Source organism: Pseudomonas sp. SIMBA_041 (genome assembly GCF_046535095.1).
GTDB lineage: Bacteria > Pseudomonadota > Gammaproteobacteria > Pseudomonadales > Pseudomonadaceae > Aquipseudomonas > Aquipseudomonas mucoides.
The window spans coordinates 42,386-65,058 of the sequence record NZ_JAWRXJ010000005.1 but is presented as its reverse complement, the minus strand read 5'-3'; the positions used below and the strand labels follow the sequence as shown (position 1 = coordinate 65,058).

Annotated in this window: 20 protein-coding genes and 1 pseudogene; 9 read left to right on the top strand and 12 right to left on the bottom strand. The window is 58.7% G+C overall.

All coding sequences use genetic code 11. From position 1 onward, the window contains the following. Positions 1–5: 5 nt before the first annotated feature. The 5 genes from SB725_RS12935 to SB725_RS12915 form a co-directional block, all read right to left on the bottom strand. Positions 6–2,543, bottom strand: coding sequence for an efflux RND transporter permease subunit (locus SB725_RS12935; protein ID WP_027921438.1), 2,538 nt, complete (start codon positions 2,541–2,543; stop codon positions 6–8). 15 nt (positions 2,544–2,558) lie between these two features. Further along, positions 2,559–3,647, bottom strand: coding sequence for a WD40/YVTN/BNR-like repeat-containing protein (locus SB725_RS12930; RefSeq protein ID WP_194939731.1), 1,089 nt, complete (start codon positions 3,645–3,647; stop codon positions 2,559–2,561). A 148-nt stretch (positions 3,648–3,795) separates the two neighbouring features. Continuing rightward, on the bottom strand, positions 3,796–5,154 hold the full coding sequence (locus tag SB725_RS12925; RefSeq protein WP_059181159.1) for a DUF1329 domain-containing protein: 1,359 nt from the start codon (positions 5,152–5,154) through the stop codon (positions 3,796–3,798). A gap of 41 nt (positions 5,155–5,195) precedes the next feature. Then, positions 5,196–7,199: a DUF1302 domain-containing protein gene (locus SB725_RS12920; RefSeq protein WP_410921878.1), complete on the bottom strand. Its 2,004-nt coding sequence runs from the start codon at positions 7,197–7,199 to the stop codon at positions 5,196–5,198. 128 nt (positions 7,200–7,327) lie between these two features. Next, complete coding sequence (locus SB725_RS12915) at positions 7,328–7,894, bottom strand: RBBP9/YdeN family alpha/beta hydrolase (RefSeq protein WP_059181160.1); 567 nt, start codon at positions 7,892–7,894, stop codon at positions 7,328–7,330. Between the two features lie 353 nt (positions 7,895–8,247). On the opposite strand from SB725_RS12915, the gene SB725_RS12910 reads away from it, so the two are divergent. The 3 genes and pseudogenes from SB725_RS12910 to SB725_RS12900 all read left to right on the top strand — a co-directional run bounded on the left by SB725_RS12910 (position 8,248) and on the right by SB725_RS12900 (position 10,870). Then, the gene (locus SB725_RS12910; protein WP_027921443.1) at positions 8,248–9,282 is read left to right on the top strand and encodes an AraC family transcriptional regulator; all 1,035 of its coding nucleotides are present in this window, start codon (positions 8,248–8,250) and stop codon (positions 9,280–9,282) included. A gap of 383 nt (positions 9,283–9,665) precedes the next feature. Then, positions 9,666–10,643 (top strand): annotated as a pseudogene (locus tag SB725_RS12905) (colicin E3/pyocin S6 family cytotoxin); the annotation flags it as partial. Continuing rightward, positions 10,640–10,870: a hypothetical protein gene (locus SB725_RS12900; protein ID WP_027921446.1), complete on the top strand. Its 231-nt coding sequence runs from the start codon at positions 10,640–10,642 to the stop codon at positions 10,868–10,870. The pseudogene SB725_RS12905 and the gene SB725_RS12900, both read left to right, overlap by 4 nt. Before the next feature lie 320 nt (positions 10,871–11,190). Here SB725_RS12900 and SB725_RS12895 read toward each other — a convergent pair whose 3' ends face one another. From SB725_RS12895 to SB725_RS12865, 7 genes are all read right to left on the bottom strand, one after another. Then, complete coding sequence (locus SB725_RS12895; RefSeq protein WP_027921447.1) at positions 11,191–12,201, bottom strand: YeiH family protein; 1,011 nt, start codon at positions 12,199–12,201, stop codon at positions 11,191–11,193. After that, positions 12,198–12,524 carry a Rieske (2Fe-2S) protein gene (locus SB725_RS12890; protein ID WP_027921448.1) on the bottom strand — a complete coding sequence of 109 codons (327 nt, stop codon included), beginning with the start codon at positions 12,522–12,524 and terminating at the stop codon, positions 12,198–12,200. Before SB725_RS12890 ends, SB725_RS12895 begins: the two co-directional genes overlap by 4 nt. Next, positions 12,521–13,183: a DsbA family oxidoreductase gene (locus SB725_RS12885; RefSeq protein WP_027921449.1), complete on the bottom strand. Its 663-nt coding sequence runs from the start codon at positions 13,181–13,183 to the stop codon at positions 12,521–12,523. Before SB725_RS12885 ends, SB725_RS12890 begins: the two co-directional genes overlap by 4 nt. Continuing rightward, complete coding sequence (locus SB725_RS12880) at positions 13,180–14,511, bottom strand: MFS transporter (protein WP_059181163.1); 1,332 nt, start codon at positions 14,509–14,511, stop codon at positions 13,180–13,182. The genes SB725_RS12885 and SB725_RS12880 overlap by 4 nt, the downstream gene beginning before the upstream one ends. Positions 14,512–14,602: 91 nt before the next feature. After that, positions 14,603–15,655: a 3-keto-5-aminohexanoate cleavage protein gene (locus SB725_RS12875; protein ID WP_027921451.1), complete on the bottom strand. Its 1,053-nt coding sequence runs from the start codon at positions 15,653–15,655 to the stop codon at positions 14,603–14,605. Between the two features lie 84 nt (positions 15,656–15,739). Beyond that, positions 15,740–16,588, bottom strand: coding sequence for a TauD/TfdA dioxygenase family protein (locus SB725_RS12870; RefSeq protein ID WP_027921452.1), 849 nt, complete (start codon positions 16,586–16,588; stop codon positions 15,740–15,742). Positions 16,589–16,601: 13 nt separating this feature from the next. Continuing rightward, positions 16,602–17,582 (bottom strand): quinone oxidoreductase family protein, encoded by a 981-nt coding sequence (locus tag SB725_RS12865; RefSeq protein WP_027921453.1) that lies wholly within the window; start codon positions 17,580–17,582, stop codon positions 16,602–16,604. A 285-nt stretch (positions 17,583–17,867) separates the two neighbouring features. Between SB725_RS12865 and SB725_RS12860 the strand changes: the two genes are divergently transcribed. The 6 genes from SB725_RS12860 (at position 17,868) to SB725_RS12835 (ending at position 22,641) form a co-directional block, all read left to right on the top strand. Beyond that, positions 17,868–18,548, top strand: coding sequence for a DUF3313 domain-containing protein (locus tag SB725_RS12860; protein ID WP_027921454.1), 681 nt, complete (start codon positions 17,868–17,870; stop codon positions 18,546–18,548). 104 nt (positions 18,549–18,652) lie between these two features. Then, the gene (locus SB725_RS12855) at positions 18,653–19,114 is read left to right on the top strand and encodes a hypothetical protein (RefSeq protein WP_027921455.1); all 462 of its coding nucleotides are present in this window, start codon (positions 18,653–18,655) and stop codon (positions 19,112–19,114) included. A 302-nt stretch (positions 19,115–19,416) separates the two neighbouring features. Beyond that, entirely contained in the window at positions 19,417–20,250 is an 834-nt protein-coding gene (locus SB725_RS12850; RefSeq protein WP_027921457.1) for a transcriptional regulator, read from the top strand. Continuing rightward, complete coding sequence (locus SB725_RS12845) at positions 20,247–20,726, top strand: hypothetical protein (RefSeq protein WP_027921458.1); 480 nt, start codon at positions 20,247–20,249, stop codon at positions 20,724–20,726. Before SB725_RS12850 ends, SB725_RS12845 begins: the two co-directional genes overlap by 4 nt. A 584-nt stretch (positions 20,727–21,310) precedes the next feature. Next, complete coding sequence (locus tag SB725_RS12840) at positions 21,311–21,682, top strand: hypothetical protein (RefSeq protein ID WP_050590121.1); 372 nt, start codon at positions 21,311–21,313, stop codon at positions 21,680–21,682. Next, entirely contained in the window at positions 21,679–22,641 is a 963-nt protein-coding gene (locus tag SB725_RS12835) for a helix-turn-helix domain-containing protein (protein ID WP_027921459.1), read from the top strand. Before SB725_RS12840 ends, SB725_RS12835 begins: the two co-directional genes overlap by 4 nt. Positions 22,642–22,673 lie beyond the last annotated feature (32 nt).

Genomic DNA, 22,673 nt, shown 5'->3' with positions numbered 1-22,673 from the left:
GTGACTTACTCAGGTGTGCTCAAGGCATGTGGAACAGGTGAAGTGTGCGAGGTGCCGGCTTCTTCGGCGGGCGCCAGCAGAGCGTCCTCGACAGGACGTGTTTCCAGGGACTTTTCGCGTAGCAGGAAGTACGACAGGGCCGGAATCAGGATCAGCGCGCCGAGCATGTTCCACAGGAACATGAAGGTCAGCAGGATGCCCATGTCGGCCTGGAATTTGATCGGCGACCAGACCCAGCACACCACGCCGGCGGCGAGAGTGATGCCGACCAGCCCGACCACCCGGCCGGTGAACGACACGGCGTTGCGGTACGACTGGGACAACGACAGCCCCTGACGCTGGAAATGCAGCTGCACACTCAGCAGGTACAGCGCGTAGTCGACGCCGATGCCGACGCCCAACGCGATCACCGGCAAGGTCGCGACTTTCACGCCGATGCCCATCGCCACCATCAAGGCTTCGCAGAGGATCGAGGTCAGCACCAGCGGCAGCAGCGCCACCAGCGTCGCGCGCCAGCTGCGGAACGTGATCAGGCAGAACAGCGTCACCGCCGCGTACACGTACAGCAGCATGGTGTGATTGGCCTCGCGCACCACGATGTTGGTCGCAGCCTCGATCCCGGCGCTGCCGGCAGCGAGCAGGAACTGACGATCGTCGGTGCTGTTTTCCTTGGCGAACTTGTCGGCGATGGCGACCACTTCGTCCAGGGTTTCGGCCTTGTGGTCCTTGAGGAAGGCGATCACCGGCATCAGCGAGCAATTGTTGTTGAACAGCTCCGGCGAGTTGACCGAGGCCTGTTGCGCGGCGTAGTTGAGCACGTCCTGGTTGCGCTGGATGCTGTTGAGCTTGGGGTTGCCCTCGTAGGTGCCGGCGGTGATCTGGCGCACGGCGTTGACCAGCGAGGTGGTCGCACGCACGCCCGGGTTCTGTTGCAGCTCCCAGGCCAGACGGTCGGCCAATACCAGGGTCTTGTAGTTCAGGCAGCCTTCCGGTGCGGTCTTGATCATCACCGCGAACAGGTCGCTGGACAGTGCGTAATGCTGGGTGATGTAGGCGTTGTCACGGTTGTAGCGCGAGTCGGCACGCAGCTCCGGCGCCCCGCTTTCCAGGTCGCCGATTTTCAGGTGCAGGCTGACCATGAAGCCGCCGACGCCCATCAGCACCGCGACCAATACGGCGCCCGTGGCCCACTTGCGGGTGGTGAAACGGTCGAGCAAATCCCAGAGTCGGCCAAAGCCTTTGTGCTTTTCAGCGCGGGTGTCGATTTTCAGCGCGCGCTCGGCGGCTTTCGCACCGACGCCGACGTAGGACAGCGCCACCGGCATCAGCAGCAGCGAGGTGAAGATCAAGACGGCGACACCGATGCTGGCGGTGATCGCCAGGTCCTGGATCACCGGAATGTCGATCAGCATCAGCACGGCGAAACCCACGGCGTCGGCCAGCAGCGCGGTGACCCCGGCAATGAACAGACGGCGGAAGGTGTAGCGCGCGGCGATCAGTTTATGGGTGCCGCGGGCGATGTCCTGCATGATCCCGTTCATCTTCTGCGCGGCGTGGGACACGCCGATGGCAAAGATCAGGAACGGCACCAGCACCGAGTACGGGTCGATGGCGTAACCCAGCCAGGCGACGATGCCCAGCTGCCAGACCACCGCAATCAGCGAGCAGCCGACCACCAGCAAGGTGCTGCGTACGCAACGGGTGTAGGCGTAAATGATCACCAGCGACGTGATCACGGCCAGGCCGAAAAACATCATCACCTGAATCAGGCCGTCGATCAGGTCGCCCATCAATTTGGCGAAGCCGATCACCCGGACTTTGTAGTGACCTTTGCCTTCGACGCCGGACTTGCGCGCGGCGCTGTCACCGGCGTATTCGATCTTGTCGCGCAACTGCTCTTCGAGCATCTGCGAAAATTCATGGTAGTTGATGCGCTTTCCGCCGGCGCCCGCCTTATCCAGCAGCGGCACAATCAGCATGCTGGATTTGAAGTCGCTGGCGACCAGGCTGCCGACGATCCCGGCACGGGAAATGTTCTGGCGCAGCTGCTCGATTTGCTCAGGCTTGCCCTGGTAAGTGTCGGGCATCACCGGGCCACCCTGGAAGCCTTCTTCGGTGACTTCGGTCCAGCGTACCGCCGGGCTCCACAGCGATTTCATCCAGGCGCGGTCAACGCCTTCGGTGAGGAACAGTTGGTCGTTGACCTGCTTGAGCACGTCCAGGTATTCAGGGTCGAAAATGTCGCCCTGGGTGTTTTCCACCACCACCCGCACCGAGTTACCGAGGCCGCGCAGGGACGCACGGTTTTCCAGGAAATTCTGGATGTACGGCTGGCTCTGCGGAATCATTTTTTCGAAGCTGGGGCGCAGCTCCAGACGGGTGACCGCCATGAAGCCCAGCACCACGGTGGCGAGCGCCATCAGCAGCATGAACAGCGGGCGGTAGTTGAAGACCAGGCGTTCCAGCAGGTTGCCGGAGCGACGGTCGAAATCGCGCACGTCGCGGATCACCGGCATGGCTTCTTGTTGTTTTATGTTGCCCATGTCTGGGTTCTCGCTTTAAGGGTTCGAGGTCTTAACGACGGACAGCGCCAGTGCGCCACGGCTGCCAGCCACGACCAACGAGCCGTCGGAGGCTTCGGTGGCGCCAGCTATCGGCGTCGGTACAGGCTGCTGAACCAGGTGCAGTTGCGCGCCAGAACCCTGGCTGACCAGCATCTGCCCACCCTGGGTGAACAAGCGGTAGTCGCCATGGTTATCGATCAGGCCGGCGGTGACGCTGATGTGCAGGCCGGTGTCCAGCGCGGTCCAGTTCTGACCGCCATCGGTGCTGCGCAATACGTTGCCGCGCAAGCCGTAGACCAGCACTTCGCCGGGTTTGCCAAGCACGCCGAAAAAGCTGCCCTGATAAGGCGTTTGCACTTCAGCGAAACGCTGGCTGGCGTCGTCCCATTTGAGCAACAGACCCTGCTCGCCGGCGATGTACAACGCATCCCCCGTGGAGGCGATGGCATTCAGGTGAAAGCCTTGCGGGTTGTCGGTGCGGTCCTGAAACGGGGTCCAGGTCTGGCCGCCGTCTTCAGTGCGCAGGATCAGGTTGAACACGCCGACCGCGTAACCCAGTTTTTCATTGGCGAACCAGACGTCGAGCAAGGGTTTATCGGCGCCCTGCTCTACCAGCCGCTGCCCTTCGGCGGCCCAGTGTGACCATTGTTCGTTGTCCGGTTCGGCACTGGCCAACGCACCATAATGCTTGATCAGTAACTCACCGATCTGACGGCCGTCCAGCTGTTTGGTCCAGGTCGCGCCCGCATCGCTGCTGTGCAACACCACGCCGTCATTACCGACCGCCCAGCCTTCCCTGGCCGATGGAAAGTTCACCGCACTGAGATCGGCACTCACTGGCACGACAGCCTGCTGCCAGTGTTTACCGCTGTCATCGGAATAGAGAATGTGCCCACGCTGCCCGACGGCAACCAATCGGTCGCCCGCACGGGTCATGCCGGTCAACGGGCTGCTGACCGCCAGCGGACTGACTCTGGCGGGCAGGTCCAGCACATCGATGTAACCGGCCGCCTGGGTGACGCCCTGCGACATGACAAGCAGGGCGCCGAGCGTTAACTGCAGGTACTTTTTGTACGAACACATACCGCGTCCTCTTGGGAAAACCGCGTCTGGGACTGCAAGCGTGCAGCCCGACGTTGAAAACCGGCGCCGCGACGATCGGCGAGCACCGACCGTCGCCGGTCACACGGCTTGCGGGCCGTGGACCGATGAACGCCTTGTTGCGGTTTGCTTAGCGAATGCCGGCGCCCGCCAGGGACTCCGACGACCACTGCGCCTTGGAGAGCGGATCGATGTACTTGATGCCGCCGTAAGGGCCGACTACACCGTTGATGTTGTAGGAACCGCCCACCAGGTCGTAAATCATGAACGGCGTGGAGTCAGGCACCTGCTTGTCATAGCTCTGGCTGAGGAAGGCAAAGGAACCACGGTAGAGCTGACCACGGGCGTCATATTGGTCCGAGGCCAAAGCTGTCCAGCTGTCTTCGTCGAGGTAGAAGCGACGTTTGGCGTAGATGTGACGTGCACCGGCCTTGAGGGTGCCTTCGACGACCCACACGCGGTGTTTTTCCCAGCGCACATAATCGGATGCCAGGTGATTAGGCGTAGTGATCGACTTCGGATCCTGCACGTAGGTCAGCTTGTAGGTGTTGTACGGCACGATCATTTCTTGCTTGCCGACCAGCTTCCAGTCGTAGCGATCCAGCGCACCGTTGAACACGAACACATCATCGTAAGTACCGGCGCCGGCGGTGCCTGGGTTAGGCGTGTCGTAGGCCAGGTTCGGAGCCAGCTTCACGCGGCGCTGGCCAGGCAAGTACTGCCAGGCACGACGCGGTTGTTGCAGCGGGTTGGCGGCGTCCTTGAGCATCACCGCTTCGCCGGCACGACGCGCCGGGCCGGTGTATTGCAGCTTCATCTGGTAGTACACGTCGGCACTGCTGATCGGCTGCGCCAGGTTTTCGTAGATCGGATAAGAGATGAATGCCTGCCCGGTGGTCGCCAGGCTTGGAACGCCCGCGGAGTCAACGTTCCAGGAGTCGTACTTGGAGTTGATGCTGACGCCCTGATAGCGCAACAGGAAGTTCCACATCGCCTCATTACCCGATTGCGGAATCGGGAACGGTACGCCCGGCAGCACGTTGTCGATGGCCAGGCCACCTTCAAGGGACTTGGCGCCGGTGGCGTTTTTCACGCCGTTGTCGAGGATCGCCTTAGGCAGCGAAACGGTGCGGTGAGTCGGGTACACCTCGACTTTGAACGTCGGGAAACGCTTGGCCAGTTCCGCGGTGGTTGCGGTGAGCTGACCCTTGTACTGATCGACGTTTTTACCGTCGATCACCAGCAGCGGTTTTTCATTGGCAAACGGATCCGGGCGCATGCTGTCACCGGCCTTGAAGCTGGCGGGTGGCGTGGTCAGGCCGCCGTCATAGGCCGGGATGGAACCATCGGCATTCCCGGCTTTTTCAGCGCCGACGAGGGTCAGGCTGCTGCCCAGTTTGGCGGCATCCTGAGCAGATACGGCAGCGTGTGCCTGGGCGGCAACAACCATCGCCAGCGAGGCAGCCAACACGGTTTGTACAAATTTCATGTTGAGGTTCTCCTGCTTACGTCGAGTAAGCGAGTGATGAATCAAAAGGTGGTTTTCATTGTCAGGTACACAGCACCACGATCCTCAGTCGTGGCACCGCCACCGGAAAAGGACGAGTAGCCACCGGCGTAGCACGCATAGTTTTCGTTACCACTAAAGGCGTTGGGAGTAGAGCCGTCGCCCCCCGTCGGGCCGGTACTCACGCCGCTTTTATTGCACTTCTCGGTCTGGCCGAAAGAGTCCACATACTTCAGGTCGACAAAGTATTTGTTGTACACAACGGCACCCACGCCGAAGGCATAGTTGCCGGTGTCCTTGGCACCGCCACCGGACACCGGGGACACGCCGTCGATGCCGACGTTGACGGACATTGGCGCGTTGAGGTCAACGCCCGGGAATACCTGGTACCAGGTCGGTGTGAAGTTGACCGCGATACCCCAGTTATCACGGGTCGGTTTGTCGATACCGCGATAGCTGTCCTCACCCTTGTAGAGCGCCTTGTTTTTGTCATCGATGCTCAACAGGTTGCTGTAATACAGTTCGGCAAGCACTGTCGCCTGATCGAACACCGGCGTTTTAGGCAGGGTCATCAGACCGTTCAACGTCCAGTGCAACGTCTCGCCGGTGGCGCTCATGCTGTCGCCGCGGCTCGGGGTGTCGTAGATCACGCCCGTGGCATCGGTGCGCGCCGGCAACAGGCCGAGGCCTTTGCCCAGGCCCAACGGACTGGTGGAGCTGACGATTGCCGGGATACTGGCCAGCGGCATGTTGTGACGGATGTTCAGGTCGGAACCCACACTCACGCCGCCAACGTCCTTGGACAGGCTCAGGCCGAAAATCTTGATGTCGTCGGCATAGGCCAGTTGATAAGTGGCGGTGTTCAACGAATTGAGCGTGTTGACCACGGCAGGCACTTGCCCTGCTGGTCGGGTGCCGTTCGGGTTGGCCGACGATATGCCTCGGGCATCCAGCCAGGCTTGCGGCAGGATTTCCGACGTCTCGCGGTAGTAGACGCCGAGCGTCCCGTCCAGCCAGGCCGGCGACCACTTGGCCATGACGCCCCAGTCACCGCTGCTGTGCGGCGTCAGGTCATGCCCACGCACCACGTTGGTCAAACCGTTGCACGGCGCCAGGCCGCAACCCAGCGGGCTGCCCGGAACCACGGCGTTGGTGTTGCCCAACAGGAACGATTGCGCGCCGAAACCCACCAGATCGGAACCACCGTAGTAGGTGCCGGCTTCAGGCAAGCGAGCTGCATCCCAGTCGAGGAAATACTGAGCGCCGATGGTCAACTCAGGGTTAACGGTGAAGGTCGTCGACAGTTGGTTACGCGGTACGAACAGTTCCTTGGCTTCAGTGCCAGGCGACGCCGCCAGCTTGGCGAGGTCGAGGCCGGACTGGCCGTAGCTGATCGAATGCACCGGGTTGAGAATGGTCTCGCCCCAGAACACGTTGTGCTGACCGGCCTTCATGCTGAGCAATGATTCTTCGCCCACTTCAGTGCTGTAGAACACGAATGCATCGAGGATTTCACCGGACGGGCCGGTGTAGTAACGCTGGGCGTAGTTGCTCAGGTGCGGGCTGCCAAAACCGACGTTGTCGTTGGTGACGGCAGCCAGGCGTGGGTCGTTGGCGACCAGGCCGGAGCGTGCATCGTTGCCGTTGACGAACGGGTTGGAGTTGGAGCCGGTGTTCTCATACGCCTTGTCGTACCAGCTGGCGGCACTGACACGAAAGCCCATGGTGTTCTTGTAGACCACGTCCATCTCGGTCAACAGGTCGATACGGTTGGTGATGTTGGTGCCAGCCTTGCGGAAGTTGTAGTCGCCATCGTTGTTGTTTGGCGTCCCCAACATGCGCTTGTCGGCGCTTTCGGTGCGCACACCGTAGTTGTACTTGATGGTGTTATCGATGCGCGCGGTCCAGTCCGGGTTACCGGTATCCAGTTCAACCGCGTGGGCGGTCGGCATGGACGCGGCCAGAATGGCTGAGGCCAGCAATGTGTAACGCGAAACCGTGAACCCGTGACTCTTATTGTTGTGCATTGCGTTGTCTCCGCCTTTTGTATTTGTTTTAAGCGCAGCCGCCCTCACGCATTCCCTTGTACCAGGGTTTTGCGTTGCTCAGGATTGAGGGCAAATGCCGGTTGGCTTGCGGCCAGCCGGCGCCTGAATTAGCGATCCAGCTCGAGAATGAAAGCTTCGGCTTCTGGCCAGTGGCCAAATCCTGCAGCCGGGTTCAGATGACCTACTGCACCGAGATTGCGCAGTTCGGCACCCCAGCCTCGAGCCATGCGATTGACGGCTTCGAGACTGGCCAGGTGATCATTGGTGCTGCCAATCACCAGGCTTGGGAACGGCAGCGGACCTTCGGGTAGCGGATTCCAGCCATGGGACCGCAGCGATTCGGAAGAAGGGTAGCCTTGCGGCCAAGTGGCATCGAGGTCCGGCGGCGCGGCCAGCAGAGCGCCCTTGATCGGACGGCTGTGCAACGCGGCCCAGTGCGCGACCATCAATACGCCGGCACTGTGGGCGACCAGAATCACCGGCCCGTCGATTTGCTCCAGTTCATGCTGGATCGCACGGACCCGTGCAGCGCAGTCGAGTTTGTCGGTTTCAAGCGGTGGGACGCTGCGTACCTTGGCAAGCCTGGCTTCAAGCAAAGTCTGCCAATGCTCGGCCACGTGCTCACGCAAGCCCGGTACGATTAAAACGGTTGCAGCAGTTTGCAGTTTGTCCACGTCAGCACCTACGCTTTCTCGATGACTCGACTGACTCATTGGTCAGACGTTTTTGTAGTGCTGACATTAAAGAGCGCCCACCCCGGACGCTTTACATTAGACGTCAGTCGCTTTTCTTTTCATGACAAATTCGGGGGCGTCGACGTGAGGTGCCCGCTGGTCGAAAACCACGGCAGGTTTGCCCAAGGCCACTGTAATCAATACGTGGACGGATTTATCGCGATCAGATGGCTACGTTTAAAGGGAGAACCGGGCGCCTGACTACACTCAACCAACAACTTTCCATTTCATGACGTGCTGGATATAGTCGCCACGCTCATTTCCACCCTCACCGGCCCAGGGAAGACCCACGCATGACCAAGCTTGTTCGCGCCGCCGTCTTGACCAACTACCTGGAGGTCACTAATTACCTGGGTTTCAACCCGCGTGATGTATTGGCTGCCAACGGCTTGAGCAGGGCTCAGTTGCTGGCGCCGGAACACCGGATCCCTATCGATTCCGCCGTGCGCGTGCTGGAAGATTCCGCCGTCGCCAGTGGTTGCCAGAGCTTCGGCCTGAGCATGGCCGAGTCACGCCAGCTCTCGGATTTCGGCGTGGTCAGCCTGCTGCTCACGCACCAGCGCACACTGCGCGAAGCCTTGCAGGTGGTGGTGCATTACCGTCACTTGATGAATGATTCGCTGGCCATCTTCATTGAAGAGGCCGGCAAGATGGTGATCATTCGCGAAGAGGTCGTGACCGATACGCCGATGCCTTCACGGCAAGCCAACGAACTGGCCATCGGCGTGATGTTCCGTTTGTGCGCCGCCCTGCTCGGCGCGCACTGGCACCCCTACAGCGTCAACTTCACGCACCAGCCTCCGGACAACCTGCAACTGCATCGTCGCCTGTTTGGCTGCACCGTGGAGTTCGGCAGCGAGTTCAATGGCATTGTCTGCCCCAATGCCAGCCTGGACGTGACCAACCCCCACGCCGACCCGGCCATGGCACGTTACGCTCAGGGCTACCTCGACTCGTTGCTGAGCCATGAAGGCGAGTCGTTGCTGTTCGAGGTGCGCAAGGCCATTTACCTGCTGCTGCCCATGGGCCGCGCCACCATCGAGCAAATCGCCCAGACCCAGGGAATGAACGTACGGACGCTGCAACGACGCCTCAAAGACGATGGCTGCGCCTTCAACGACCTGATCAACGACGTGCGCCGCGATCTGGTCCTGCGTTACCTGGAGAATCCGAATTATTCGCTGGGGCGCATCGCCGACATGCTCGGGTACTCGATGGCGAGCTCTTTCACGCGCTGGTTCATCACCCAGTTCGGCATGCCACCGGCAGCGTGGCGCGCACAAAAGCAAGGCAGCGCCAAATCTGTCCCGGGTCATAACGAATCCTGAGGCCGCCAAACCCCTGAGTCCCCCCCCCGGGAATTCGGGGTATTAAACATCGCCCGAAAGCGCCTGTTTAAAACCCTTCCAGGTTACTTCCGGAAAGCCACAAGACCTTGCGCCGTTGCCTACGGCTACGCCAGAATCCGCCGGCTTGTGCGCCTTGGTCCGGGTCTCTATCGTTTCCGGGTCGCTGACAATTCAGCGATCGGGTTTAGCAGCTCGGACAAATATCAAGGCACGTCAGTGCCGCCTCTGATCAACCGACACTGTTTCGTCAGTTGCTCTGCGTTATGGCGGCTATGCGTGGGGCACTTCGGTGCGCCGGGTTCCTTGATCCCTGGTCTGCTAACCCGCGTACAGCCGCCACCCACTTCGTTTAGCAGCGATGGATGCTGGCTCCCATGATCAAGGAGTCAGACGCCATCATTAATTACTCGAGTCCTTCGGGTGTGGTCCCGACCGATAGCCTCAAGGATTACGGCAAAATTGCGTGGCTCGGCGCTCGTGACGTAGACGACGCCGGGCTGCTGAATCTCGAAACCATCAGTGGCAGTACCGTCTCCCTCGGCATTGGGCGGCTCGCCCTTAGCGCCCCAACTCTTGCTGCCCCGGTTCTGGGCCTTGGCGCTGCCGGGGCCGCGACATTGGCCGGTGTCGTCGCCTTGTTCTGGACGCCGAGCCTGGGTGATAGCGCGCTCTATACCGAAGACCAACTGCGTACCCTCAAACAGGCCAGAACCCGCGTTAGGCTTCAGGTCGAGCAACAGGCTGACGGCAGCCTCAAGGGCTACGGGTTTTACACCGGCAAAAACCGTGATTGGGAAATGGTCGATGTTGTGCAGTTCACACTGCGCGGCAGTCAGCAGGTGGCGGATCTTGGGGATGGCGTCGAGCTGATCTGGACACCGGCCGTGGATGGCTCGGACATCCTCGGCATTCCTGCGCTGGAAACGGCACCACCGGCGCCGCATATCTGGGTGTACCCGCCGACGCCGGCGGCGGCCAGCATCATAGTGAATCCGGTGTATCCGCCGGAGTACAAGGATTTCATTCTGGTGTTCCCGGTGGGGTCGGGGGTGAAGCCGGTTTACATTGTGGTGAGTGTTTCTGATCACAATTACCATCCGGCACCGACAGGCCTTACTGCTTTTCCTGACGCGACGAAGTCAAATCGTAAAACACCCATAAAAGGCGGTGGCGGACTTAGGAAGCGATGGAAAAACCCAAAAGGGATAATTTTCGAATGGGACTCGCAGCACGGAGCTGTCGAGATGTACGACAAACGTGGTCGTCATCTCGGTGAATATGATCCAACTACGGGCGAGCAGACCAAACCCGCAGATAAGACCAGGAGTGTGGAACCATGATTTACGTCATAGAAGCATTTGATAAAAAAACCGAGCTCATCGCATTCGAAGAAAAATTGCCGAGTGGCTACGATAACGAGCTGAAAGCGATTATGGGATGGACGGCGGACCAACAAGGCTGGGAGGGATATAACCTCACTGCCGAGCAGCTTGGTGCGTTGGAAGGAATACTCGGCAAAAAAATTTATGATCCAGCCTATCTATTCCAGCTGACCTGCAACGCCTAGATACAGCCGCGCTCAGTTCTCAAGCCAAATCCCCCCGGCCTAATTACCTGATCGGGATTTTCTTTAACCCGTCCCTTTTAGATAGCGCTGCTGCTAAAAGCATTGAGCCAACTGTGTAACCGCAGCCCTGTGGCGAGGGAGCTTGCTCCCTCGCCACAATAGCTACCTCATCACAAACTGTTTTCGAACCAACGAAAAAAGCGGCGACTGCTTATACAGTCGCCGCGAAAAGCCGGCGTTTGTGACACCGACCGAGAGCCGCACAGTGCTGAGGAGTCAAACCCGGTGCGGCGCTGCCATAAAACGGATGTTGACCGGGCTCAGAACCCCCAGCGCAGCAACAGCAGCACCAGGACGACAAGGAACACCGTCTCCCCCACCATCAGGAGAATGGGCTTGATGCCGACGGAGGCCAGCTCCTTGAGCTGAGTCTTCATGCCCAGGGCACTGATGGACACCACCAGGCACCAACGCGACAGGTCATTGACCGTGCCTTGAACGACGGGCGCTATCCATCCCGTACTGTTGATGCACGCCAGCAGCAGAAAGCCGACGGCGAACCACGGCAGCAGCGGCGGTCGCTTGCCGCCCGTTTCGGCGCCTTGCATGCGCGTGACCATGGCCGCACAGACGATCACTGGCAGGAGCATGGCGACTCGCATCAGCTTGACCACCGTGGCCGTGTCGCCCGTTTCGGTCGACATGCTGTAACCGGCACCGACCACTTGGGCCACATCGTGGATGGTGGCGCCGAGGAAAATACCCGCCATTTGCGGTGACAATGACAACCAGTTGGCAATCATTGGATAAACAATCATCGCCATCGTCGAAAGGGCCGACACGCCAATGACGGTAAACAGTGTGGCGCGTTCTTTCTGCGGATGATTGGGCAAGGCTGCCGCCAGTGCCAGCGCTGCCGAAGCGCCACAGATCGCCGTCGCGCCACCGGTGAGCATGCCGAATAAACGCTGGAAACCCAGCATCTTGGCCGCAATCACCGAAACGCCAATGGTCACCACCACCAGCGTCACTACCAGCGCCACTGGCTTCCAGCCCAGACCGGCAATCTGCTCAAGGGTAATGCGCATGCCCAGCAGGGCCACGCCAAGGCGCAACACGGTGCGCGCGGTAAATTCGATACCGGCCTTGCACACGCCCTCCCCGGCCAGGAAGTTCAGCGCCATGCCCAGCAGCAAGGCGAACAGCATCACCGGTGCACCGTAGTGCTCGGACAAAAACGAAGCGGCGGCGGCCACGATCAGACTGACGATAAAACCCGGGGCCAGTTCGCGTGTTCGGCTATGGATACGGGTGAGAGCAATGGCGCTCATGGCGCGGACTCCTCAGAAGCGATAACGATAAAAGCCTGGCCGTCGACGAGCTCGACCGGGTAATTGTTGACCTTGAGCTGGGTGGAATTGAGCAGGTAACCACTGCGCAGATCGAAGCGCAGGCCATGGGCGCAGCATTGAATCACCCGGCCATCCAGGCGCCCGCCGCACAGCGAAGCGCCCTGGTGCGGGCAACTGTCATCGATGGCAAACACGTCGCCTTCGACGTTGAACAGCGCGAGGCTTTTGTTCTCGAATTCGAACAGCGCACGACCACCCGCCTGCGGGAGCTTTGCGGCAGGCACCGGGACACGACGCGTCATGACGGGGTCTGCATGCGCTGGCGTTCCAGCGCTTCGTACATGACGCTCAGCATCACCTCGGCAGGCTGCGCGCCGACCAACGTTAACTGGCGGTCGAACAGAAAGCTCGGCACACCGCTGGAGGCCCCGACCTCGTTACCGACAAAGGGACCGGATTCGTCTCTCAGGTAGTCCCTCACCGCGTCGGCGTCGTAACCGCACGATTGGGCGATGGTGATCAACGTCTCGCGGCGACCGATGTCCTCGCCGTTCTGGAAGTACGCGGCGAACAGACGCTCAAGCAATTGGTCGCGTTGAGCCGTGCTACCCCGCGAGTTGGCATGCGCCAACAGACGATGGGCGTCCGCGGTGTTGGGCATGGTGGTGATGCGACTCAAGTCGACGTCTACCCCTACCGCTTTCGCCGCCTGCTGCACCTGAGCCTGACGCATGGTGACCGCTTCGGCGCTGCCCAGACGGTTGAGGTAGAACTCGGCGAACGGTTCACCCTGTACCGGCAGGTGAGGCAACAACTGCACCCCGTGCCATACCGTGGTGACCAGCACATCCGGTTGCTGCGCGTGCAGCAACGCTTGCGCGCGCTCCAGTTGGCGCTTACCGATCAAGCACCAAGGGCAGATGAAATCGAAAAATACATCTATACGTAAACGAACACTCACACCTTCACCTCTACCACAGCTTCACTTACAGAATCGTTGACACGTTCACCCGCCAACCGGGCGATATCCTTGTGGTAATGACACTTGGCAAAAAAGAACACCGCCGCTGCCGCGATACTCACCAGCGGTACCAGTTGGAAGGCCGCGTGCAAACCGATCAGGTCGGACACCTTGCCGGTGATGAACGGCCCCGGCGCCAGGCCGAGCAAATTGTTGGCCAGTGTCAGCGTGGCAAACGCCGTACCGTGCACCGAATAGTGGGTCAGGTTGGCAACCATCGCCCCGGCCGGGCCGGTTGTGCCGGCGGCAATCAACATGCCCAGGCAAATCAACAGCAATTGCGCAGGTCCCGGCGGCAAGGCAAACGCCGCCGACAGCAGCAGGCAACTGCCCAGGCAATACGCGATGGCCAAAGCGACCTTGCGTTCGGCCGACTGACGACACATGCGATCACTGAGCATGCCGCACAGGATCATCCCGGCACCGCTGCACAGGACGATGATCGCCGCGACACCGCCCGCCTTGTCCGGCGCCATGTCGTAATAGCGATTGAGGTAGCTGGGCATCCACACAATCACGGTGCCGCCCACGAACAGTTGCAAGCCACTGCCGATGTAAGCCGCAATCACCGAAGGGCTGGAGCACAGCGTGCGCAATGGACGCTTGACCACCGCGGCGGCTTTTTTGCCCGCCTGGGCGGCACGTTGCGGGGCAATGCGCGCTTCCTTGACGATGATCGGGTAAAGCACCGCCAGCAGCAGACCAAACAGGGCCATGCCGGCAAACGACCAGCGCCAGCCGAGCTTGGCCGCGATAGCGCCGCCTAACGCCATGCCTAACACCGAACCGAACATCCCGCCCGCCATAAAGGCACTGGCCAGGGTGGCCCGCATGTGTTTCGGAAACACCGAAATCACCACGGCAATACCGACGCTGCCATACGCAGCCTCACCGACACCCACCATGAAGCGGGCGATAAACATTTGCTGGTAGTCCTGCGCCAGCGCACAACCCAGCGTGGCCAGACTCCACAGCAACGCCATCAGCGCCAGGCTTTTAACCCGGCCGAAGCGGTCAGCCATCAACGACAGCGGAAACGTCAGCAGGCCGACCATCAAGGCCACCACGCCGCTGAGCAAACCCAGCTGGCCGTCCGTCAGGGCCCACTCGCCCTTGAGCATCGGGAATACCGCGTTCAGCACTTGGCGGGACATGTAATCGGAAATCAACAGGCCGAACGTCAGTGCGAAGACGATCCAGGCATATTTGCGCGCAACACCGACACCACTGGTGTCGTCATCGTCGGCGGCGATAGGGTGAAAGGCCATGCAGCCTCCTCGAAACATTATTTTATTGTTGTTATCGAGCGTGTTTCACTGCAGCGAGCGAGGGGTCTACCCCCCTCGCTCCCGCTGTCGGTCAGCCGCGTTGCGGCACACCTTTTTGCCCAGCCTTGCGGTTGGGGGCCATGCCGTTGGCCAACAGTGTTTCTTCGATGGTGTCGTACTTCACACCGATGCGATAAATCTCGCGAGCTTCTTTACCGGTAGCGATTTCACGACCCAGTTCATGAGCAATGCGCACGGTCTGCTTGATCTGGGCAACCGAACCAAAACGCTCGCCCTTGTGATCAATGATAGTGTCTTCGTTGCCCACGCGCGGGTGCATTCCCATGGCCATCGACATGGTGTTGAACGGCAGCACGTTCTTGAGCAGCGACTCGGAGGTCAGGGTGCAGCCGTCCGGTACGCGGTGGATGAAGTTGAAGAAGTTGAATGGATTCGGGCCGTCGAAACCGCCGCCGATGCCGATCCAGGTCAGGTTCAATGGACCTTTGTAGAGACCCTTGCGCACCATGCGCTGCAGCGTTTCCAAAGCGTGCATGCCGGTCAGCTGGAAGTGCGGCTGGATATCATTGTCCATCAGACGCTTGAGGTGCTCGATAACCCAGGCCGGGCCGGCCGGTACGGTCATTTCGCTGTAGGCCGCCTGGTAGGCAGGGTTGGCCAGGGAAGTGCCTTCCAGGTATTCCGGATACAGCAATTCCATGATGTTCATCTGGGTGGTGTTGATCGCCACCGTGACCTGATCCGGTTTTGGCGTCAGCTCGGCCAGCATGTGGCGGGTATCGTCGGACAACCACAGCGCGGCTTCGCCATCGCTTTCCGGTGCAAAGGAAATCGAACCGCCGACCTGGATAATCATGTCCGGCACCGCTTCACGGACGCCGGCAATCAATTCGTTGAACTTGGACAGGCGCTTGGAACCCTTGCCGTCCAGTTCACGTACGTGCAGATGCAGCACGGTCGCGCCGGCTTCATAGCACTCGACCGCTTTCTGGACTTGCTCGTCCATGGTCAGCGGGATGTCTTCCGGGAAATCTTCGGGCATCCACTCAGGGCCGTACGGGGCCACGGTGATGACCACTTTTTCCATGTTTTCCGGGTGCAGGGAATCGTCGAAGAATTGCATGAGTAACTCCAGTTTTTATGATTGTCCGCCTGCCGGTCATGCCTGGCAGGCGCGTCTACGAGTACAAAATTCAGAGGGGATCGATCAGAACGTCTTGTCGCCAATAATCCCGGCGCGTTCCATCTTGCGATGGCACGGCGGGTAATCCATGACCGCGTAATGCTGGGTGCTGCGGTTGTCCCAGATGGCGATGCTGTTCGGCTTCCAGCGCCAGCGAACCTGATACTCAGGGATGTACGCCTGGCTGATCAGGTAACGCAGCAACTCGCCGGCGCCAGGGTTGGCGTCCTGACCGAAGCGCACCCGCTCAGGGGTGTGGTAGTTGCTGAAGTGCGTCGTGAAAGCGTTGACGAACAGCACTTTCTCGCCAGTTTCCGGGTGGGTGCGCACCACCGGGTGTTCGGCGTCCGGGTACATCGCCTTGAGCGCCAGGCGTTTTTCAATCGGCATGGCGGCACCGAAGCTCGCTTCGATGCTGTGGCGGGCGCGCAGGTCGGCGATCTTGACCTTTACGTCTTCCGGCAAGTTCGCATAGGCCAGGACCATGTTGGCCCACATGGTGTCACCGCCCACAGGCGGGCACTCTACGCAACGCAGTACACAGCCCATCGGCGGGGCTTCGCGCCAGGTGGCGTCGGTGTGCCAGGCGTTCTCGTAGCGGTCCATTGGCTGGTCCGGATTTTTGTAGATGCGCACCAGCCCCGGGTGATCCGGGTCGCTGCCGGCCACCGGGTGATCCTCCAGCTCGCCGAAACGACGGGCGAAGGCCACGTGGTCGGCACGGCTGATGTCCTGATCGCGCAGGAACACCACCCGATGCTTGAGCAGCTGGGCACGAATCTCGGCAAACAGACCGTCGTCATGTACCGCGTCGGCCAGGTTGACGCCGATCAGCTCGGCGCCAATGCTGCAGGTCAATTGTTCGACTTTCATGGCTGGCAGCTCCTTAAATGACGAAAATCGACGAACCAGTGGTCTTGCGTGACTCCAGGTCGCGATGGGCCTGGACGGCGTCTTGCAAGGCATAGTGCTGGTTGATTTCGATCTTGATGCGACCGCTGCCGACGTGGTCGAACAGCTCGCCGGCCAGCTCGGCTTTTTCCGCCGGATCGGCGATGTAGTCAGCCAGGGCCGGGCGCGTCATGTACAGCGAGCCCTTCATCGCCAGCAGCGCTGGATTGAACGGCGGAATCGGACCGGATGCAGTCCCGACACACACCATCAGGCCGCGACGCTTGAGCGAATCCAGCGAACCCTCGAAGGTGTTTTTGCCAACGCTGTCGAACACCACGTTGACACCCACGCCGTCGGTCATTTCACGAACGCGTTGGGCGACGTCTTCATGGCTGTAGTTGATGACATGGCTGCAACCGTGAGCCAGGGCAATTTCGCCCTTGGCCTCGGTGGATACGGTGCCGATGACGTTCACGCCGAGCAACTTGGCCCACTGCGAAACGATCAGGCCGACACCACCGGCAGCGGCGTGCAGCAAAATAGTGTCACCCGCCTTGAAGTCGTAGATGCGGCGCATCAGGTACGACGAGGTCAGGCCGCGCATGGTCATGGCGGCGGCGGTTTCGAAGCTGATGGTTTCCGGCAACTTGATCAGCGGTGCGGCCGCGATCAGACGCTCGGTGCTGTAGGCACCCAGGGTATTGAGAAAACCGGTGTAGGTGACGCGATCCCCCACTTGCACATTGGTCACGCCTTCCCCGACGGCCTGAACCACACCGGAAGCCTCAACCCCCATTCCGTTGGGCATAGGGATCGGGTAGGTGCCATTGCGGAAGTAAGTGTCGGCATAGTTCAAGCCGACCGCCACATGACGAAGACGAACCTGGCCTGGACCGGGATCGCCGACTTCCACGTCTTCATAGCGAAGGACTTCGGGACCACCGGTTTCGTAGAAGCGTACGGCTTTGGCCATGATTTCTTATTCTCCAATCTGCAATGTTGGCTTGCTGCGTCGAAATGCGCTGATTGGACTGTAGGATGCCGCCCTGGGAACCGCTTCTCATCAGACGACAATGGCTTTTCATTTCATGACACACGCCTTGAGGAAAGATTCGGGTTGAGGGCCGGAGATGCGCCGGCGGCCATGTTTAATAGTTTTTGAGGGTTATTGATTCGGATTATCCAGTCAGTGCGGGCAGCATGCGCCCCGCTTTGCCGGAACCTGAATGACAACTTTCATCACTTGAGAACAGAACACATGAGCATGTCGAATAAATGGATTGCGGGTATCGCCTTGAGCTGCGTGTTTCAGGTCGGCTGCGTCTCGAAAGTGGCGCAGCAAGAGCAGTATTCGGGCTTCCTGGCCAATTATCAGGGGCTGGAAGAACAAACGACGCCGAGCGAACAGAAAGTGCTGCGCTGGGTGTCGCCCGGGTTTGATCCTCACGCCTATTCCACTGTCGTGTTCAAGGAAGTAGAGCTGTATCCGGCGCCGAAACCGACCGAACGCGTCAACCTGAAAACCCTGCAAGACGTGCAGACGATGGCCAGCAACAGTATCAAGACTGCCCTGGCCCCCTCCTACACCATTGTCTCGACTGCAAAACAGGCACCGGCCGCTTCGCGGACCTTGATCTTGCAGGCGGCGATTACCCATGTCAGCGCCAACAACGAGGGCATGCATTGGTATGAGGCCGTTCCAATCGGCGGGATTATCGGGGCCACTCAAGCCGCTACCGGCCATCGCGATCAGACGGCGGAGATGTTTATTGAAGCCGACCTGGTCGACGCCAACACCGGTTTGGCAGTCGCCAAGGTGGTACGCAAGGTGTTCGGCGCGACGTTGAAAAACGCCAGCCAGCCTATCGCTGCCAATGACTTCAAGGTCGCACTTAAAGACGTGACGAACGACATTCACGCACTGCTTTCCAAGCAGTAACCCCCGCGGAGTACCCCATTGCGAGTAGACGCGCATGGGGTTTCAGCCTCTGGCCTGAACAAACTGTAAGGCCACGAAACGACGTTTTACGAGAGTCCGGCTTGATGAAAATACTGACGTTTACCTTATCGGCCCTGGCATTGCTCGCCAGTTCGCAGGCATTGGCGGTGACCGTGGTGCCGCTGAAGAGCCAAACTTCCCAGACGATCCAGCAAGACACCAGCGCCTGCCAATCTCAGGCCAATGCCCAATTCCCGATCCAAAACACAACGCCATCGGGTGGTCGGGTAAAAGGCGCGACCAAAGCGGCGGTCGTCGGAGCCACTGCCGCGGAGGTTCGAGGCCGCCAACACGACAACCTCTACGACCAGGTCGACGACGATATCAAGCAAGACTATCGCCAGAACAATGCGCGCAGTGCCGCCGCGGCCGGTGTGGTGATCGGGGGATCCAGACAACGCCAGGAGCGCCGTCAGGACGCTGCCGCCACCGACCAAAGCGTCACCGCCAACAACTCCGTGTACAGCAGCTGCCTGCAACAGCGTGGCTATAACGTTTTGCCTTGATCCAGGCGCTCCTTGATGGAGCGCTGGCCCGCCTGAACAATCTGCCTCGCAGTTTTCGGCTAGCGCCGATGACCCGTATCGAGCATCATCACTGCCCTCGATAGAAACTCCGTGGGCTACCCTTGCTTGATTCCAGTGATGCTTTTTTTGCGCTATCCCAGCCGTCTCTAAGGGCTCCCTCCGCACCTTCCGCGCTTGTCCGCTTGTAGCCGTTCAGCTCCCTGACCCGTATGGATCGCGTCAAATCCAGCCCATCCAAACCGTCTGTATACTCAGCCAGAACCGCCGAACGGAGGACTCCCATGCGCTACGCCTTCAAGTTGAAAAATGGTGCCATGGCCCTTTTCGACCCCGATACCGCCTTGCTTTCCATCACCACGCCCTATGGCGATGTTCAAAGTTCCACGATAGGCCGGGCTGAATCCCGTCTGCTGGACCTGCTGCTGATGGAACCCGGCCAGACCAAAAGCCGCGATGAGATCATCGACTACACCTGGAATGACCGCGTCGTCGCCTCCGGCAGTTTGAATCAGGCCGTTTTTTCCCTTAGAAACCTGCTTAATGACAGTCGGGATCATGAGATTCTGATGACGGTTCCTCGACGAGGTTATTGTTTCAATCGTCAGTATGTCGTCGATGCACAGACGGATTTGCCGGTGCCTGCAGAGGAGGCCGTGCAACCTTCTGCGCCCGTTACTGAGGAGCTTGCGCCAGCCGACATTCAGCCTGCCCCGCTACGGCCTGGCAAAACCACACAATCGACTTACATGACGAAGGCGCTGTCAGTCGGTTATGTCCTGACCTTGGGCGTCTGCGCATTTGCTGGTTTCCACTCTGGTTTCCACTCTGGTTTCGATACGCGGAATGTAGAGGTTTCAAGCCTCAAACAGAACGACCTGACTATCCATGCAGTCGGCAATAGCGTCGCTGAAGCTGAATCACTGAGGGATCTTTCAGCTAAACAGGTGCAACAGGCTTCGCTGAACTTGAAAGGTCAGGTCTGGCTGAACTTGTTTAAATCAAACTATTCCGTTTCATGCGTTCGCCCGGATGAAAGCACCGTAAACTTGCAATTAAATAGTGATCAAAAAGACCTCGCATTGATGATCCGCCAATGCCTGGAGACGACCCTATGAAGACAATACCGCCCATTGCGCACTGGACAGTGCTGGCAATCATCAACGCCGTTTGCATTTTCTCCCTGGTTTATTCGCCATCCTATTACATGGAAAATATCAGTTATCAAACCATCACCCGTCAATGGCTGGAAGATCTCAATCAGCTCAATACCGAAGAGTATCTGACCATTGGCCACGGTCGACTGACGCAAACCACTCTGGAAAGCCTGAACGGAAAAATTCGTAACGCCACTCTGACGGCGGACATCATTCGCGAAAGTAACCATCACGTTCAGATAAAAATAAACAACGTCAAACTTAGCCAGGACACAGAACTGTTTGCGATTGAAAAAACACCTGATCTTTTTTTCAGACGTCAATATGTTCTGCAAGAAGGCGCCGTTCTAAATTACGAGTTGATCCCTACGAATGATAAAAACACCGTGTGTTTTTATGTGCATGATCTTGGCCGCCTACGCTGCATGAATCACTGAGCTTGCTGAAACCGGGTCAATAATAAAAATAATAATTACTAATTTGTATCAACCGATCTCCCCCTTCAAAGTCCCTCCTCTACCGTTCTCGGAGCCGATCTGCTGTCGCTCAGCACAACAACGGCTCCAGGCTTATTCCGACACATACATTTTTGCGAGCCGTCATACCGATGATGACCAAGATGCTGGCAGTCCTGTCTCTAGCGGCATTGCCCTTTCATTCAGTGGCACACGATGAATACTCCAACGGCAGCACCGAGATTGACTTCTACTCAATAGAATTGAGTCCGAATGAAAAGCTGAAATTGTCGCACCTTCAGATTTACTCAGAGAATGAATCTCATGACGAGGAAGGAACAAACAACACCCCCCGACCTTCTCCGCCACAACACGTCATCAATGACGACCCTGCTCTGATCCTGCTTTGATAATTGTTCTGCGCTTGACTGCCTGACCCTGGGCAATATGAGTTTTTGACTTTAATTAGCATCGCCGGCGCGTGATCATCCACAGACCAAGCCGTGAGCATCATGCGGCTGACACCAGGCTCTGACTGAAAAATCACTAACAAGGAAAGCACGTCAATGCAGCTAAAAAACTTCGCAACCGTTTCGTTTGGTGTATTGCTTTCTCTCAAGGCCATGGCCTATGACAAGGAAGTTTATAATTCCGACATGACGCGTGTTGAAAGCAACAAGAAGTCGCAGGACGATGAGCACTCTCGTTACAAGATTTGCACAGACTATCGAGTCGACGATTTTTTTGCCTTTGATGCCGCCGCGATCGGCCCAGCCAGTGAAACATCGGCCATTTTCGGGTCGAAGCTAGCGCCGTGCAAACTTCAGAGCCTGGTGGATACCCCCCTGAGCGACGCGTACGTTTTTGCCGCGGCGCTGGAGCTTATGCCGGCATCGCCTGGCACCGTCCATTTAGCTGAAGAGCCTTCAATTCCATGAGCATCCCTGATGAAGTCTTTCATGTAACCGCTACTCCTGCGGACAACGCCAATAGAACCATTGGCCGATGGGAGATTAACCTCATCACCTCAGAACATGAGGCGAACATTCGACAGCACAAACTCATGCATAGCCCCCGAGTGCAATGCAGTCGGCTGGAGTTTGATTCGGCGGTCACGATGATCAGCTCTGTGCCTCATGGCTGTGTAAGCTTTGCCATTTCACAGACTTCCGTTGGCCGCCCCATCGTCAATGATCATGAACTGCGCCCCAACGAAATCATCGCGCTGCACAGCGATGAACCCGTGCGTTACACCTGTGAGCCGAATGAAACGCTGTTCACCCTGACCACGACGCTGGAACACTATGCCCAGTGCCTGGAAAATCATCCCGCGATCGACGTCCTGGCCAATCGAAAGGAACAGCGCTTTCAGGTGGCCAACTTCAAATTAATACAGTCTGCCATTCAAGCCATCAGCGCTTACGCAATCGACGTCAAAACCCCTTCTTTAAAACAGCGTGACAGCTCGAAAGCTTCAGGCATTGAAAGTGCATTGCTGACTTCGCTGCTGCGGGCACTCACGCCGGTTGGGCGCTCCGCGCTTAAAACCCCGACCCGAAGAAGGGTGGCGATAGAAGCCATCGAATACATCCACGCCAATGCAAAAAAAGCGCTGTGTATGAAAGCGCTGGTCAAACAACTCAGAACGACGACTCGTACCTTGCATCATGGTTTCGTTGAAACGTTCGGCGTGACGCCGATTGCCTACATTAGAAATGTAAGGCTCGCCAATGTTCGCCGAGACTTGATCCGCAACACCTGGCCAACGGTCACCGAAACGGCCATGTATTGGAACTTCCACCACCTGAGCAGGTTTTCCAAGGCGTATCACGATGCTTATGGGGAAGTGCCTTCGGAAACCGCCCGGCGCCACTCATCCAAACTGCAACTTCGATAAGCGCCAGATCAAAAAATAACAATCATTAATTT